Source organism: Flavobacterium branchiarum, from assembly GCF_030409845.1.
Lineage (GTDB): Bacteria > Bacteroidota > Bacteroidia > Flavobacteriales > Flavobacteriaceae > Flavobacterium > Flavobacterium branchiarum.
Map to the genome: position 1 here is coordinate 302,785 of NZ_JAUFQQ010000003.1, position 16,070 is coordinate 318,854.

General features: G+C 31.1%; 12 protein-coding genes and 1 tRNA gene. 6 read left to right on the forward strand and 7 right to left on the reverse strand.

Annotation, left to right across the window (positions count from 1 at the left end; translation table 11 throughout):
• Positions 1-69 precede the first annotated feature (69 nt).
• Positions 70-1,434 (reverse strand): hypothetical protein, encoded by a 1,365-nt coding sequence (locus QWY99_RS01690; RefSeq protein WP_290260253.1) that lies wholly within the window; start codon positions 1,432-1,434, stop codon positions 70-72.
• Positions 1,435-1,568: 134 nt separating this feature from the next.
• Positions 1,569-1,976 carry a helix-turn-helix domain-containing protein gene (locus QWY99_RS01695; protein ID WP_290260255.1) on the reverse strand — a complete coding sequence of 136 codons (408 nt, stop codon included), beginning with the start codon at positions 1,974-1,976 and terminating at the stop codon, positions 1,569-1,571.
• 171 nt (positions 1,977-2,147) lie between these two features.
• Between QWY99_RS01695 and QWY99_RS01700 the strand changes: the two genes are divergently transcribed.
• The 3 genes from QWY99_RS01700 to QWY99_RS01710 all read left to right on the forward strand — a co-directional run bounded on the left by QWY99_RS01700 (position 2,148) and on the right by QWY99_RS01710 (position 5,027).
• A complete protein-coding gene (locus QWY99_RS01700; RefSeq protein ID WP_290260257.1) occupies positions 2,148-2,489 on the forward strand; it encodes a hypothetical protein in 342 nt (113 codons plus the stop codon).
• A 256-nt stretch (positions 2,490-2,745) separates the two neighbouring features.
• Positions 2,746-4,551: a T6SS effector amidase Tae4 family protein gene (locus QWY99_RS01705; RefSeq protein ID WP_290260259.1), complete on the forward strand. Its 1,806-nt coding sequence runs from the start codon at positions 2,746-2,748 to the stop codon at positions 4,549-4,551.
• The gene (locus QWY99_RS01710) at positions 4,536-5,027 is read left to right on the forward strand and encodes a hypothetical protein (protein ID WP_290260262.1); all 492 of its coding nucleotides are present in this window, start codon (positions 4,536-4,538) and stop codon (positions 5,025-5,027) included. The genes QWY99_RS01705 and QWY99_RS01710 overlap by 16 nt, the downstream gene beginning before the upstream one ends.
• Before the next feature lie 344 nt (positions 5,028-5,371).
• On the opposite strand, the gene QWY99_RS01715 is transcribed toward QWY99_RS01710, so the two are convergent.
• Together QWY99_RS01715 and QWY99_RS01720 are read right to left on the reverse strand one after the other, a co-directional pair.
• A complete protein-coding gene (locus tag QWY99_RS01715; protein ID WP_290260264.1) occupies positions 5,372-7,783 on the reverse strand; it encodes an ABC transporter permease in 2,412 nt (803 codons plus the stop codon).
• Positions 7,777-8,502 (reverse strand): ABC transporter ATP-binding protein, encoded by a 726-nt coding sequence (locus tag QWY99_RS01720; protein ID WP_290260266.1) that lies wholly within the window; start codon positions 8,500-8,502, stop codon positions 7,777-7,779. The genes QWY99_RS01715 and QWY99_RS01720 overlap by 7 nt, the downstream gene beginning before the upstream one ends.
• Before the next feature lie 281 nt (positions 8,503-8,783).
• On the opposite strand from QWY99_RS01720, the gene QWY99_RS01725 reads away from it, so the two are divergent.
• Positions 8,784-10,133, forward strand: a complete 1,350-nt coding sequence (locus tag QWY99_RS01725; RefSeq protein ID WP_290260268.1) for a sigma-54-dependent transcriptional regulator — start codon at positions 8,784-8,786, stop codon at positions 10,131-10,133.
• A 1-nt stretch (position 10,134) separates the two neighbouring features.
• Entirely contained in the window at positions 10,135-11,469 is a 1,335-nt protein-coding gene (locus tag QWY99_RS01730; protein WP_290260270.1) for a sensor histidine kinase, read from the forward strand.
• 121 nt (positions 11,470-11,590) lie between these two features.
• Here the strand turns inward: QWY99_RS01730 and QWY99_RS01735 are convergent, their stop codons facing one another.
• The 3 genes from QWY99_RS01735 to QWY99_RS01745 form a co-directional block, all read right to left on the reverse strand.
• A complete protein-coding gene (locus tag QWY99_RS01735; RefSeq protein ID WP_290260272.1) occupies positions 11,591-12,346 on the reverse strand; it encodes a DUF2490 domain-containing protein in 756 nt (251 codons plus the stop codon).
• Between the two features lie 453 nt (positions 12,347-12,799).
• Positions 12,800-12,874, reverse strand: a tRNA-Val gene (locus tag QWY99_RS01740).
• Between the two features lie 146 nt (positions 12,875-13,020).
• On the reverse strand, positions 13,021-13,626 hold the full coding sequence (locus tag QWY99_RS01745; RefSeq protein WP_290260274.1) for a hypothetical protein: 606 nt from the start codon (positions 13,624-13,626) through the stop codon (positions 13,021-13,023).
• A gap of 517 nt (positions 13,627-14,143) precedes the next feature.
• Between QWY99_RS01745 and QWY99_RS01750 the strand changes: the two genes are divergently transcribed.
• Positions 14,144-15,943, forward strand: a complete 1,800-nt coding sequence (locus QWY99_RS01750; protein WP_290260276.1) for a glycoside hydrolase family 10-like protein — start codon at positions 14,144-14,146, stop codon at positions 15,941-15,943.
• Positions 15,944-16,070 lie beyond the last annotated feature (127 nt).

Genomic DNA, 16,070 nt, shown 5'->3' on the forward strand with positions numbered 1-16,070 from the left:
GTTTAATATTAGAGCAATGAATAATTCTTGTAAAACAAAGAATCTCAAGTAAACTAGATTATGTGATATCTAATTTATCAATAAATCTAATGCCGAATTTTTTTGGTTGATGATGAACAGCTGACTTTTGTCTTCTAGCAATATTTTATAGTTAAATTCTTTTTCAGGATTATACTTCCAGTTTTTTAGTTCCTTGAAACTGTCCTTGATTAATTTAAGATTCTCTTTGTTGTTTTTTGATACAATTATCATTTTCGTTAATGTTGTTTTTTGCATTTTTTCAATGGCACTTTTTGTAATTTCAGTTTCATAATTCGTTCGAGAGCGATAACGGAATTTTTTCTTAATTACATCAAAATCTTTTGGGTTTTCTGAAATAACGTACCTGTAAGCCATTATATTATCAAGTTCATTTATCCAATTTGGAAAGTTTTCTTCATACTGTTTGATATAGTTATCAATGAAATTTTTATCCATAGATTTATTTTGAGCAATATATTCTTTCACTAACGGATAAATTTGTTTTGCCATCAAATTAATGTACTTATGATAATACCAATCATTAGAATCTACTGTTCCGTTTAGTTTTTCGTAAACATAGCCGTTCCCTAAAGCAGTAGCTAAAACTTCATTTAAAAGCTGATAAGCATAATTGCTATATATTGATTTATTCTCTTGGAAATTTTTGTTGATTTCTTCTTTTACTTCAAGTGATTGTTCGTTGTAAATGATGTGATACGTTTCGTGTAACATAACACTAAATAAATCTTTGTAATCGCTTAAATTGGTTTGAATTGCACTTATGAAATTATTGCAAAATGCTTGTGCTGTAAAGCCTTTAGAATTTGGTAAAGGGTAAAATGCAATCTCAAAAGGAATTGAATTGTCCCAACTTGAGTTATAAAAAACTAGTCCAGTTTCGAAATAGCGTTCGATATTATTTTCATTAGAATATCTCGTGATTTCTGTAATTTGTTTTTCAAACTGCTTTTTATTTGGGTTGTATATTAGTTCATTGTAGATAGGTGTAAACTCCGAAATGCTGGTTGTTAAATCATTCAATGTTTTATTCGGAATCATGCCAATGCAACGAAGTTTGAAATCGGTTAGATTAGTAGTTTCAATAAGATTCTTTTTCAAAATATCTTCCGTCTGCATTTGCTTTTTTGAACCATAAGGGAATTCATCAAATTGATAATTGTAATCAAGTATTAATTTGTCAAATTTTGAAATGATATCGTTGTACTTGTCAACGTTGTATTTTGATTTTAGAAATTCTGTTTTGTAGACATTATCTGGATAGTTTTCAGATAGGTTTTGCATAAAAATAAATACCGCTAATTGTTCCGAATATTTAATGTTAAAAGTGGTCTTTTGAGAAAAAGATAAAGTAGATATTCCGCAAAGTATAAAAACTAAAATTCTGATATTCATCGTGTTCTTTTTTTTATAACGTGTTTATTTATTTTATGTTTTGTCGTTGGAGAAATAAAGTAATAAAAAAAGAGGCTGAACGAAATACTTTTCGGACAGCCTCTTTAAGACATTGATATATCTTCTATAAAAGGTTATTTCTCTTTTATTACCTTCTCTAAATATTCAACCTTTTCTTTTTCTGCTTGAACTAAACGTTCGTATAGTTCAACTATTTTATCGACTGTATTAAAAGTTGGTTGATAATTCACAGAACTAGCAATCAATGTAGAGTTGTCACTACTTGTATTGTGATAAGTATTTGAAATTATATTAAATACGGCTTCATCACTATAATCTCTAATTGCTTCTACAGAAACACCTAAACTTGAGGCAATAGCTTGTAGTTTTTCTTCATCAACAGTTTCACTTGCTTCAATATTAGATATGGATTGTTGGCTTACACCAATTGCAGTAGCCAAAGCTTCTTGTTTCATACCGCGTAGCTCTCTTATTCGGCTAATATTTCTGCCTATATGTTTTGGTTTTGTTACTGTGCTCATAGTTCAAAGATATTTAAAATTCTCTTAAAAAATAGGTTTTGGTAAAAAACAAGTACCGTTTGGTAAGTTACAATTCTTAATGGTTGGGTACAGTACTAAGCCGTTTTTCTTTGTATGTAATAAACAAAAATAGAAAATAGAAACAATGTTTAACTTGTAAAAATCAAAATTATGGAAGTACAAAAAAATGTGAATTCTAATGAGTTTAGACAATTAATCGCTAGGTATTTCACTACAATAAAACCCCTAAATGGTAAAATGGATAGTTATACAGCAGAAATCAAGGTATTGAATTATTGTGAACTCTCATCTGTTATTACTAATATGTTGAAATTGTGTACTCTGGCATTAGATCATGAAACTCCTGAAATTTCAAATATGCCTAGAGATTCATCTATCGATATTGCATTAATATTAAAAGTAGTTACGCAGTTACTTCCTCTTGAAGAAATTGAATTTCTGGATGAAATTAATAAAATGTTTATTACGAATCCAAATTCTACAGATTTGTAATCTGTGCTCAATAATTAAGGAATGAATGAGATAAGGAATAAAAAGTTCCTGTTTTTTTAGTTTTGTTTTTATATAATTCTGCATTTTTTTTGTATTCAGGTGGATGTGATACAAATCGGTACATTAATTTTAATAAAATATAAGTAATATGTATGAGTAAGATTTTTACTGTATATTTACTTAGGATGAAATACTGATAACTTTTAATTTAAGACGTTTAAAGCATCCAATTCTAGTAACCAATAACCATAAATACATGAGAAAAATTAAATTAGGGATTGCCTTTGTTTCAGTTTTATTATTGTTTTCGAACTGTAACAATGAAACATTTGAAAATCCGCAAGAGGTAAGTGCGACAACAAAATTGCTATCTGGGATAAAAGAAGAAAATATAAGTCTCGACGAAATTGAAAAAGATTATTATTTAAGCCCAATTTTACAGAAGACTTCAAAAAAACTTAAACAAAATGCAAACAATTTAAAAAACACAAATCAAAATTTATTCAATTTAGATTTATCAAACCGAGTAAAAAAATATACACTAAACGATTATACCTCTTATACAATACCAATAATTAATGATTCTGGAAATTCTTATATTTTTCAAAATCTTGTAATTGAAAAAGATGCGCTAAGAGATGCGGCCTATCTTGTGACTTACTATCCCGATGAAAATTATAAAGAATCGATACGAAAACATCTTGTAAAACCAGATGACAATATTGATTTCACAGGAAGTAAAACGATTGTATATTTATACTATAAGCGAAAAGTAAATATTGATGAAAAAACAACAACGACTAATAAAAATAACGGTGCAATTGAAATAGGTTCAGATGGAGTAATAGACGAACCTTTAACGGTTTGCGTAACAACATACAGTCCTAAACAATGTACTGCAGGAGGGAATCATTCTCCTGGGCAGTCATGCACTGGCACGTCTGGGCAACAACCTGGTTGGATTGTCTCCGAAAGTTGCACTCCTATTCCTCGTCCTACTGATCCTGGTCCTGGCCCTTATCCTGGTGGATGTACGGGTTGTGTAACATCACCTTCAGCTCCGAATCAAGGAACAGGTGCCTATTTTCCTCCAACGAGTCCAAGTCCAGATTGGACACCAGAATTTATTTGTATTGAGCAAGGTTCTGAAGGAAGGTGTACTAAAATGGTACCCTATACACCTATTCTAACAATACCTATGTATGATCCTTATAATTACTATACTTCAGTATTAAACCGTGCAGAAATTGATTTATTGTTAAGAGTTGAATATAAGGAAGCTCGAAAAAGTATTGATTCTTATATAGAAAGAAATAAAACATTAGAAGGAGGTTACGTTCCGGAAACTTTAACTTTTGTACCTTGGGCACTGGATTATTTCAAGAATAATCCTGATACAACATTTGAACAATTTAATAATTGGTTTATGAGTGTTTCTGAAGGTCAAGATTGGAGTTATGATACTACTTATTGGGAAAATCCAAATTTAACTTTTCCTAAACAAGATTTACCTAGTTATAATGATTATTATAATGGCATGGCTCGCTCTACAGATGGAAAACTTATGGTAGGTGCAGATAATGTATATGGTTTAATAGGAGGCAAAGTACAAGAAGTGCGAACTAAATATCCGAGAATAACTGAAAACACATGTGCTGCAAAAGTTTCGATAGCATTAAACAGATCAGGTGTTGTAATTCCTAATTTACCGGGTAAAACAATTGAAGGTGGAGGCGCAGAATTTACAGGAAAATACTTTTTTCTAAACGCTAGGGAGTTAAACATTTGGATGAGAAAAACTTTTGAAACAAATCCTTCAAATGCGAACCACATATCTTATTTAGGGAGTGAAGGAGGTACAAATGGGGCAAATTTTCCAGAGTTACTTAAAGATATTAAAGGAATTTATTCGATGGTAACTACAAAGGATTATAGTGACAAAACTGGAATGTCAGGGCACTCTGACCTTATGTTTACTGATAGTAAAAATTTGGGAAATTGTGTATATGGATGCTTTTTTGATAGACCAATAGAAAGAATAGACGTATGGATACTAAATTAATAATCAAAATTACAACACTGTTGCTACTAGTAACAGTGTTCTCTTGCACAAGCATTAAAGGAACTGATAATCTTAATGTCTATTATGGAGATAATTTCTTTTATCCTAGATCTTCAGATAGCAAAAAAACACCCATTAATGGATGGGTTAACTCTTATAAAATAGGAGCATTTTATGACTGCCTCTTCCAAGGATATAAAAATGACTCTATTTATAAATTAGCAAAAAAAGAAGATTTATTCTTTGAAACTATTATTCCTATTGATAAATGGGATAAGATTAAAGCTGACAGTAAAAAAATAGCGGATAATATGCCAGTGGTTGAGAGTCACTATGATGACGAATTATATAAAAAGAAAAAATACATTTCAGCAACATGCCTATGTTATTTTGCTAGTAGAGAATTGGATTCTATTGCGAAAGAAGAATATAAATTATTCAGGAAAGATAAAAATAATAAAGATTTTTTCGAATAATTAATTGATTATCTCTAGCATATAAAAAGTACTAAAAAAAACAGAATAATATAAAAGGATACTTGTTTTATGTTTTCATACTGATTTTGGAGTTTTTTATTCTGTGGTTCTACTCTTATTTTACGCATTAAACAGTCGCAAACTTGTTTCTCTGAGGAACGAAGAGTCTTCGTTAGTGGCTCGACTATCAAAAAATACTTTGTGTTAGTTTCTTGTGGTGACTCTTCGTTCCTCAGAGAGACAAGATTGGGGTAAGGATAGAAATGCTGAGCGATTCGTGAAATAATACCATAAAAAAACTCCTTAAGAAATTAAGGAGTTTAGTGATTAATAGTGACGCTATATTATTCGTACTTTAAGTATTTTAAAACATCAACTTTTGTTACTTGATAGGCTTTGGCTAAAACGATTGTTAGTGTAAGAAACAATAAGAATACAAAAGCAATTATAAACGGTAGAACTGGGATGTCGATGCGAAAGGCAAAGTTTTCAAGCCATTTTTCTAATAGGAAATAGGCAGGAATAATTCCGATTATAAAACCAATGATGCAAAAAAGAACATATTGTTTTGATAATTCTTGTAGTAAAAGATTCGTTTCTGCACCTAGTGTTTTTCTAATAGCAATTTCTCTTAATCTCCGTTCCATCGAAAAAGAAGCTAAGGCGAATAATCCAAATACAGCAATAAGAATTACAATTACATTTAGTAAAGAAAACAACCTACTTTGATTTTTGTAGATGTCATATTTTCTGGCGAAATTTTTATCTACAAAATTATATTCAAATGGATATTCGGGATCTACTTTTGTATTCCAGAATTTATCTAAAGCGGCTATGGTTTTAGACATATCTTGTGAGGCAATTTTAAAGGAAATATTATGTAGTTTTTCATCTTTAATGGCGTTGGTTGTTAAATGCATGAAAATCATAGGACTTATTCTGTTTTCAAGCCCAAAATAATTGAAGTCCTTTACGACTCCTACTATTTTACAATTTTTACCTTTCCAATTAATTACTTTATCGATAGGGTCATTCTCTTGCATCATCTTAACGGCGGTTTCATTTAGTAAAACGTTCGAAATTGTATCCGATGAAAATTGATCTGTCAAATCTCTTCCTTTTATGATTTTGATTCCTAGTAGATTTAGTATTCCAAAATCGATTCCCATGCGCTGGATTAAGATGCCTTTATCGCTTTTGTATGAGAAGCTATCCCAAGAATTTTCGTCACTACCAATAGAAAATAATCCTGCCGAAACTGCTTCGACTCCTTTAATCTTTAGCGCTTGTTGCTTGATAACTTTATATCTGTCGTATTGATTTTGGCCTTCTTTAGTTTTAAAAGTCACATCGATAACTTGTGCGCCTTTAAAACCTAAATCTTTCTCGGTCATAAACTTTACTTGTTGGTAAACGATAAATGAACCAATGATAAAAAATGTTGCAATGGTAAATTGTAGAACAAGCATTCCGTTTCGTAGCCAAATTCCGTTTTTGCTACGAGAAAAATTCCCTTTCAATACTTTTAAAGGTTCAAAATTGGAGACATATATTGCAGGTAAAACTCCAGCAACAAGAATTACAATTATAAAAATTAGTATTAATTGTGAGTAAAATTGAGATCCTTCGATTAGGAGATTTGTATTTAAAAATGAATTGTAATACGGCAACGAAAGCTCTACGATTACTAATGCCAATAAGAGTGAAAAAAGGGTAATTAATGCTGTTTCAAATACAAATTGCGTTATGATTTGAGACTTTTCTGCACCGACAATCTTTCTTATTCCTACTTCTTTAGCTCTCTTTATTGCATTGGCTGTAGCCAAATTAATGTAGTTTACAATTGAAAGCAACAAAATAAGAATAGATAAACCCATTAATATTCTTAAGAATTGTAAGTTACCAGTGTCTCCAGGAAAAGGCGTGTTCCCTTTGTATAGTCTGGTATTAGGTAGCGAAAGTAAACTTGATTTTACAGGCTCACCATATTTCTTGATATATTTTTCGACAGTTAAGCCTTCTTGATTTGCTTGAACCTTTAAGCAGTTGTCTATAAAAATGGTATTTAAATCTTTTACTATTGAAGTGGTGTCGCTTTGTTTTTTTAATTTCAGCATCAAACCAAAATTATAACTCCACTTGTCTTTCTCTTTTTCTAAATCGTCTTCTATTATAGTCGTTACTAAGGAAGGCACTACTGAAGAATTTTGATTTAATCGATATACACCCCTTACAACAAATAGTTTGTTTAGATAGGTTACTTGCTTGCCCATAGGGTTTTCATTCCCAAATAATTGAGAAGCAGTCTCTTCAGACAGAGCGATGCTGTTACGATCTTTAAGAGCAGTTTTTCCGTTACCATGAATAAATTCGAAAGGGAAAAAAGTAAAAAAATTACTTTGTGCAGTATAAATACCATCTATTAATTCTCGTTTCGCTTTATACGTAATGGTTTCTTTGTAGTAATTAATTTGAGTGTAACAATAACTCTCGAGAGCAGGAGAGGTAATTTTTAGTATTGGTGCTATGGGTGCAGGATTTACAGACCAGATGTTTCCTTCTCCAATGTCATTCATAACCGAATAAATCCTGTCCTTATCAGGATTCCATTGGTCATACGAGTGCTCGTTATTCCAGTACAGAATAGCAAAGATTAATCCCGAAATTCCAATGCTCAATCCTAAAACATTTAAAGCAGTAAAGAGTTTGTTGCTTTTAATATGGTAAATAAATATATTGATCCAATTTTTTAGCATGATGTCATTTTTTTAGAGTTTGCTACAAATACATCAACATTTCTATTGTTTGTTTTTTCTGAAAGAATAATTCCGTCTTTCATTAAAATTGTTTTTTGAGAATAAGAAGCATCGTAATCAGAATGGGTTACCATTAAGATTGTTGCTCCATTGGCATGTAAATCGGTAAGTAGCTCCATTACTTCATTTCCATTTTTGCTGTCTAGATTTCCTGTAGGTTCATCGGCAAGAATTATTTTTGGATTATTAATTAAAGCCCTTGCAACAGCAACACGTTGTTGTTGTCCTCCAGAAAGTTGTTGCGGATAATGTTTTAAGCGATGCGAGATGTTTAATTTATTAGCAATTTCAGGTACCTTTATCTTTCTTTCGGCTACGGGAACATTGTTGTAAATTAACGGTAATTCGATATTGTCATAAACAGATATTTCATCAATTAAATTAAAGTTCTGAAAAATGAAACCAATGTTTTCTTTTCTGGCTTTTGATCTTAATTTTTCTTTTAAGCCAACCATTTCCTGATCTAGAAGCAGGTAATTGCCGCTGGTAGCACTGTCTAATAATCCAACAATGTTTAGTAAAGTTGATTTTCCACTTCCTGATGGTCCCATAATAGAAATAAAATCACCTTGGTTAATGGTTAATGAAATTTCACTTAATGCATTGGTTTCTAATTCTTCGGTTCTAAATATTTTTGAAAGCTTTTTGATGGTAATCATGATTGACTTTTTTTAGTGATTGTTTTTTTTCTTTAAATTTTTTGTCATCGAAGCAAAAGAAACACATCTGTAAATTTAGATATTTCACAATGTAATTTATAGTTGTTTATTTTGTTATTTTTACTTTCGAAAGGTGTTCGTAATTAATGATTTACAAGTCATAATGTGAATTTTATGCCAAAAATTTAAAGATTGTAAATGCCTTATTTTTAAGATTTTATTTTATTGAAATAAATTATACTGTCCATAATTGGACAGCTTTCGTCCAAAACTGAACAAAAATGAAAAAGACAAATGCTTCCATATTAATCATAGATGATCAAGAGGATATTCTTTTTGCATCAAAATTGTATCTGAAAAAGTATTTTGAGACTATTTATACACTAAATAATCCAAGAAATATTGTCGAATTATTAGCAAAAAATAATATTGACGTTGTTTTGCTTGATATGAATTATCGAATTGGTTTTGAGGATGGGAGAGAAGGATTGTATTTGCTAAAAGAGATAAAAACGCTTTCGCCCAAAACAGTAGTTATATTAATGACCGCTTTTGGAAAAGTAGAAACCGCAGTTGAGGGATTAAAATCGGGAGCCTTTGATTATATTTTAAAGCCTTGGGAGAATAAAAAATTATTAGAAACGGTAAAACAAGCAGTTGATGTAAGTCGGAAGAATCAAAGGAATGCAAAGGATGTTGTTGTTAATGATGAGTTTTTTGTAGGGAATTCAGAGATTATAAAAAAAGCATATTCTCTGGCAGATAAAGTGGCCAAAACAGATGCGAATGTTTTGATATTGGGCGAAAACGGAACAGGTAAGTTTGTCTTAGCACATCATATTTATAGCCAGTCAGAAAGAAAAAACAATCCTTTTGTTGCAGTTGATTTAGGATCGTTAAATTCTAATATTTTTGAAAGTGAATTGTTTGGCTATGCTAAAGGAGCTTTTACTGATGCACAAACAGATACGCCTGGGCGGTTTGAAATGGCACAGAACGGAACTATATTTTTAGATGAAATAGGGAATGTTCCTTTGCATTTACAATCGAAACTTCTGCAAGTTATACAGACCAAAACAGTAACAAGGTTAGGCGAAACAAAAGCGAGACCACTTAATGTGCGTATCATTACTGCGACTAACTTAAATCTGAAAGTAGAAGTTGAGGATAAAAACTTTAGAGAAGATTTGTATTATCGCATCAATACAATGGAAATTGTTTTGCCTCCGTTGCGGGAACGAAATGAAGATAAAATTCCTCTAGCGGAATATTTGTTAGAAAAAATGAGAGAGAAATACGGAAGAGATGCCATTGCTTTTGATAAAAAAGTATTCGAACAAATAGAAAAACATGCTTGGAAAGGTAATATCCGAGAAATGGAAAATAAGATTGAACGTGCCGTTATCCTTTGTGAAAACAATCGAATCACAGTTTCGGATTTGGATCTTGACGAAATAACTACATACGATGAAAATTCAGATGATATTCAGCTTTCAACAGTAGAGAAGGCTACAGTTGAAAAAGCATTGCTTAAAAACAATAATAACATCAGTAAAACAGCTGAGGAGTTAGGATTGTCAAGAGGTTCGTTGTACCGACGTTTAGAGAAATATAACATTAGCATTAACTAATATGTTTAAATCATTAAAAATATACAATCTTCTTTTCTTGAGGTTAATTTTTATACTAGTGGGTGTTGAACTTGCCATTTTATTTTTTAAAAAGGATTTAATTTTTACCACTATATTTAGTTTATTTATTGTTTTCTTACTTATTCGTGAGTTGTATTTCTATGTTAGAAATTTCGTTTTACTTTATAATAAAACGATAGCTTCGATATTGGAAGATGATTTTTCTTCAGATTTTTCGAAGCATAAATTCAATAAAAATTATGATGATTTATTTACTTTATACAACACGCTAAAAACGAAGCAAAAAGAAGAAGTTTCTAAGGATATTGTTTATCGTTCTATATTGAATAATATTGAAACAGGAATTTTCATCTTACAAAAGGAAGGAGACGATTGGAATGTTTTTTTAATGAATGATTATTTTTCTAAATATTTTGATGTCCCAAAAATCTCTAAGTGGAAGTATTTAAAAAATCATTTACCAGCTTTATGTAATGTAATTGAGGAACAGGATTTTCAGGAAATTAAAACTGCAATAGACATACGTGTAAATCAGGAGAATGTACAAACATTTGTCATGCAAACATCTAGAACAGAGATTTGTGATTTAGATTATTTTATTGTTTTGCTAGATTCGATTCAAAATGTGGTTGAGAAAAAAGAGAAAGAAGCTTGGGTGAATTTGATGAAAGTGATTTCGCATGAGCTTTTAAATTCGATAACGCCAATTCGTTCAATTTCGCAAAATTTACAGGAATTAGTAGAGCAAGATTCGATTTCATCAGATGATATTGAAGATATTAAAAGTGGTGTTGGAACCATGTTACGACGAAGTGATCTTTTGCAGAAGTTTGTAGAAGGATATCGAAAGCTAGCAATGTTGCCTTCTCCTCAAAAAGACAAAATAGATTTGTTGCAACTCATTGCGGATTGTCTTCTAGTAATGGATCCATTATTTAAAGAAAGAGGGATTGAGGTTATAAATACAATTGATTTTAAGTATTGGTTGTCTGTAGATCAGCAACAAATGGAGCAAGTCTTGATTAATCTTTTAACCAATAGCATGCATGCTCTAGAAAATAGTGAAAACAAACAAATTTTAATTGCTTCGGAAATTAAAGAAAACAGAATTTTTATAAAGATTATTGATAACGGAACCGGAATTGATAAAGAAATAGAAACGAAAGTATTCTTGCCTTTTTTTACCACTAGACAAGAAGGTGCAGGAATCGGATTAACGCTTTCTAAAAGTATTATTGAAGCTCACGGTGGTTATTTGGATTTTAAGAACCAAGAGGATAAAACCACTTTTGTGATTTGTTTGGTTGAGAATTAAAATTAAAATAATGCTTGAGGCAAGTAGATGAAGATTGTTTTAGTAATTTCTTAATGATTTTCTTTGTGTTTTTTTAGATCTATTTTTTAATCATTTCTATTTCAGACTATATCTGGCTGTGCTAATTTTTTTTTCTATAGTTGAAAATTAAATCTAGCGACAGATAATTTACAGCATAGGGATTGTTTCCTCCAACTAAATTATTCATGTAGCCAATGTCAAAAGTTATATTTGATTTTCTTGGTGTTACCGAATAATATATTAAGAATCGACTTTCCTTATATTTTAAATCACTCCATTTTTTTGATAATTCATTTTTTTCAGCTGAAAATAGTTGTTCGGAACTTATAATTATTTTTTTAGAAGCTTCTTCATTTAGATTAATACTCAACTGTAATCTCAGTCTGCTTCTCAAGGCTAAAGATTCGGAATCTATGAGGTTTTTTGGAGAAAAGAATTTTCTTAGTTCCTGTCTAAAAGTAGGAGTCAATTTTAGTTTTGAAAATTTAAAAGCATGAGATAGTCTCCCGTAAAACCTTATTTCCTGTTGATCTAAAGTTTGATTGGTTGAAGAGATTTGTTGTTTTTGATTTCTCAAACTTAAAGCTAAAGAGTAGTTCCAGTTATTTTTTAATTGTCTGATAAATTCCTGATTTAGAACCAAAATAGTGGGATTTTTATTAGAGTTGATTGCTGTCATGTCTTTGAATCCAATTCCTAAATAACTCATCGATTCCCATTTAGAATCTAGTCTATTTCTTATTCCGGCTGCAAACCAGCTGGGCATTTCAGAATGTCCTAATCCTGGTGGACTGATTTGTGCTACGGTTTGAAATGTAAAAAATAAAAGTGTAAAAATGATTATGAGCTTTTTCATGCCGCTAAATTCTAAAATGATTCTGGAAACAATTGGGAATCCCAATCATAGCATTCGAAATAGACTTTATGATAATCGATTCGTGAAATAATTGCATAAAAAAGCTCCTTAAAAAATTAAGGAGTTTCTTGGTGGGTAGTTAGGGTTTCTAACCGACACTTGATTCGGTTTTTATTTTACGCATTAAAAAGTCGTAAACTTGTCTCTCTGAGGAACGAAGAGTCTTCATTAGTGGCTCGACTATCTAAAAATACTTTGTGTTAGTTTCTTGTGGTGACTCTTCGTTCCTCAGAGAGACAAGATTGAGGGTAAAGCAGAATTCTATATAAAAAAACTGTTTTCTGCTAGCTACTTGATGAGATATTTTACATAATCCACAACTTTTGCACCTGATCCGGGATAAGTGAAATAATGGCATAAAAAAACTCCTTAATTTCTTAAGGAGTTTTTTTGTGGGCGATGAGGGGTTCGAACCCCCGACCCCCTCGGTGTAAACGAGGTGCTCTGAACCAGCTGAGCTAATCGCCCTATTTTACTAGGTTGCTATCATATTCTGATTGCGTGTGCAAATATAAGATTGTTTTCTGGATTTCCTAGACTTATCAAATACATTACTAATTTTAAATTAAGCCAATTGCTCAAATTTATTATGGAGAGTCTTTGATATCATTTTTCTATCTTTTAAGTACCTCGATTTCACTTCTTGATTTTAATCTTTTGGTCAAGCTCAATAGTGTTATGCTTAATAGGATTATATATCCAGTAATAATTTTTAAACTGCCAAGATTTGCAATTACAAGTACAATTCCTGTAATTCCTGGACTCCCACCACCGACAAGTTCATACCTTGCACCATTTTCAATTTGGAAAGCTAAATATAGTGACCAAATAAAAATTACCGTAATAGATAATAATGCAAAAAGTTGTGCTTTTGCATAATTCATTACACTAGGAATTTCGGCTGAATATTTTAATTTCGGATTTTGGGATTTCAAAAACTCAAAAATCTCATTTTTTATAATTTCGTTGTCAACTTTTAGTTCTTCTTCAGAGTTATTCCCAAATAATATTTTGATATGATTTTTTCCTCTTTGGTTTTCTATTCTTTTAATGTAAGAATATGGAATGCTAAATAAATCTTTTAAGAATTCTAATTCAGTCGTTTCTGGATTTACACGATTCAAGTCATTTTCTTTAGGATTCCCCTTAAAAATTATTTGGTCTTTAATCAAAATCAGTTTGTTTGATTTCGATTCTTTTAACTTCCAAAATTGATGCATTTAAATGTCTTTTTTTAAATTTTTTGTGAGTAATACTTGAAATATATAACTACTGTTTTACAGTGCGCAACTCTCTTATTTTGTTTGTATAGGTGTTGCGTAATGAAGTGTAATTATTTTGCAATAGTACAATAAAAACAGAATAATACGATATATGCCTTTTAATAAATTGAGATTTATTTTAGATAAAAATGAAAAATATTGCGAAGACATTTGTTAAATAATGACATCAAATAACTCCTTAAGAAATTAAGGAAATTTTTGATGCGCCTTTTTTCTTGTTTTATGTGTTTTTAGGTAATTGTGCTGATTTTTGCATAAGTAGTAAAATCTTTAATTTTTATTATATGAAGCAGATTATCATTGTTTTAATGGTTGAAAATGGATTTATACTTATTTTAGCATTTGCGTTATTTTGCATTATGTTGTTTTGTATATTTGGTAAAATGCAAAAAAGCGTATTTGTTAAAAGTATCGTTATGTTTTGTGTTAAATAACTAATTAAAACCAACTAACTATGAGAAAAAATTATTTAATTGTCTTACTTTTTTTTATTGGAGTGATAAACAGTGCTACGGCCCAATGTTCGATGGGTGGCGAGTTTAGCAAAAGCAATCCAAAACGCGATTTGAGAGGTGTTTTTTTAGCCTCAGTTTACAGTTTAAATTGGCCTACAAATCGATTAGCTTCACCAGCAGTACAGCAAGCAGAATTGATTGTGATTTTAGATAATCTAAAAGCTAATGGTTATAATACCGTTTTTTTTCAAGTTCGTTCAGAGTGTGATGCTTTGTATGTCTCAAGTATTGAGCCTTGGGGGTATTATTTAACTGGAACACAAGGTTTGGCACCAAATCCTTTGTGGGATCCTTTGTTGTTTGTTATAAATGAAGCTCATAAAAGAGGACTCGATTTGCATGCTTGGTTGAATCCCTATCGAGCAAAAACAGCCTCTACATACGCTACTTCTGCTAATCATATTACTGTCACCCAGCCTACTTGGTGGTTTACATCATCAGCTGATTCACAAAAAATATTAAATCCTGGCTTACCTACAGTAAAAAATTATGTCATCAGTATTGTACAAGATATTGCTACACGATATGATGTAGATGGAATTCATTTTGATGATTATTTTTATCCCAATGGAGGAATGGCGACAAACCAAGACGCTCAAACTTATATCGATAATAATCCAAATAATATTGCTACCATTACTGATTGGAGAAGAGATAATGTAAACCAGATGATTGCGGGAACCTACGATGCAATACAGACTATAAATGCCGATTTAAATAAAAATATCGTTTTTGGTGTTAGTCCTGCAGGGATTTGGAAAAGTGGAACGCCTACCGGAATTTCTGGAAATTCAGCATATTCGGCTCTTTATTGTGATGCATTAGCGTGGTTGAATTCGGGTAAGGTAGATTATTTAGCTCCTCAATTGTATTGGAAAATTACCGGTTCTCAAGATTATGTGGCTCTGTCAAAATGGTGGAACGATCAAGCCAAGGCTAGCGGGAAACAACTGTATATTAGTCAAGCTTACTATAAAATGACTGATTCAAATAATTGGACAGCAATTGAAATGCAGAATCAATTTATTCAAAATAGAGCTCCTTCGATGGATGCTACTTTTGGGCAAATTGCTTACAATTACACTAGCATAAAAGGTAATTCAAAAACTATTAATGATGTTTTGAATAGCAATCAATATAAATACAGGGCATTTGCACCGCCAATCGCGGGTAAAGATGTTATTTGTCCTAATGCTCCAGAAAACATTAGATTTGTTGGTTCAACGCTAACATGGGATACTCCTGTTGTAGCCTTAGATGGTGATTTGCCTGTGAAATATGTTGTCTATGCTTTTAATAACTCTGCTGAGGCTATAACCAATAAAGATGATGGTTCTAAGATAATCGATATTGTTGTGGGTAATGAATTAGTTGTTTCGCAAGACTTAAAAGACACGAAGCATTTTGTAGTTACTTCATTGGATAAAAATAATAATGAAGCAGGGGATTTTAATGCAACTTTGGGTAATCCGGATTTTGACTTAATGATAAATAAGTCCTACGTGGTTTATCCAAGCCCATTTAATGATTTTTTTGAGATTGAGTTTCAAGCTGCTTTTTCCGATTATATAAAAGTGTCCATTTTTGATGCAAACGGAAAGCAGGTTTTAGAGCAAGATTATGTTATCGCAAATTCTAAAATAGTGGTGAGTCCTGTAAATATTGATAGTGGAATTTATTTTGTAAAAATTAGTTTTGAAAATGGAGCTAATGAGAGCTTTAAAATAATTAAGAAGTAATAACAAAATGGTGTAAAATAGAAAATTGGCTAAGTAAAATTAGTTTGATAAATTAATAAGATATGATTATTGAACTTAATTCTGCAGGTTTGGAATTCTTGCCCGAGCAGTAAGGGGTAAGTGAAAT

Excerpts from the sequence above, each read along its gene's own strand:
- QWY99_RS01720 (WP_290260266.1), bottom strand. The coding sequence starts at position 8,502 with ATGATTACCATCAAAAAGCTTTCAAAAATATTTAGAACCGAAGAATTA.
- QWY99_RS01695 (WP_290260255.1), bottom strand. The coding sequence starts at position 1,976 with ATGAGCACAGTAACAAAACCAAAACATATAGGCAGAAATATTAGCCGA.
- QWY99_RS01730 (WP_290260270.1), top strand. The coding sequence starts at position 10,135 with ATGTTTAAATCATTAAAAATATACAATCTTCTTTTCTTGAGGTTAATT.
- QWY99_RS01715 (WP_290260264.1), bottom strand. The coding sequence starts at position 7,783 with ATGCTAAAAAATTGGATCAATATATTTATTTACCATATTAAAAGCAAC.
- QWY99_RS01700 (WP_290260257.1), top strand. The coding sequence starts at position 2,148 with ATGGAAGTACAAAAAAATGTGAATTCTAATGAGTTTAGACAATTAATC.
- QWY99_RS01705 (WP_290260259.1), top strand. The coding sequence starts at position 2,746 with ATGAGAAAAATTAAATTAGGGATTGCCTTTGTTTCAGTTTTATTATTG.
- QWY99_RS01750 (WP_290260276.1), top strand. The coding sequence starts at position 14,144 with ATGAGAAAAAATTATTTAATTGTCTTACTTTTTTTTATTGGAGTGATA.
- QWY99_RS01690 (WP_290260253.1), bottom strand. The coding sequence starts at position 1,434 with ATGAATATCAGAATTTTAGTTTTTATACTTTGCGGAATATCTACTTTA.
- QWY99_RS01710 (WP_290260262.1), top strand. The coding sequence starts at position 4,536 with ATGGATACTAAATTAATAATCAAAATTACAACACTGTTGCTACTAGTA.
- QWY99_RS01735 (WP_290260272.1), bottom strand. The coding sequence starts at position 12,346 with ATGAAAAAGCTCATAATCATTTTTACACTTTTATTTTTTACATTTCAA.
- QWY99_RS01725 (WP_290260268.1), top strand. The coding sequence starts at position 8,784 with ATGAAAAAGACAAATGCTTCCATATTAATCATAGATGATCAAGAGGAT.
- QWY99_RS01745 (WP_290260274.1), bottom strand. The coding sequence starts at position 13,626 with ATGCATCAATTTTGGAAGTTAAAAGAATCGAAATCAAACAAACTGATT.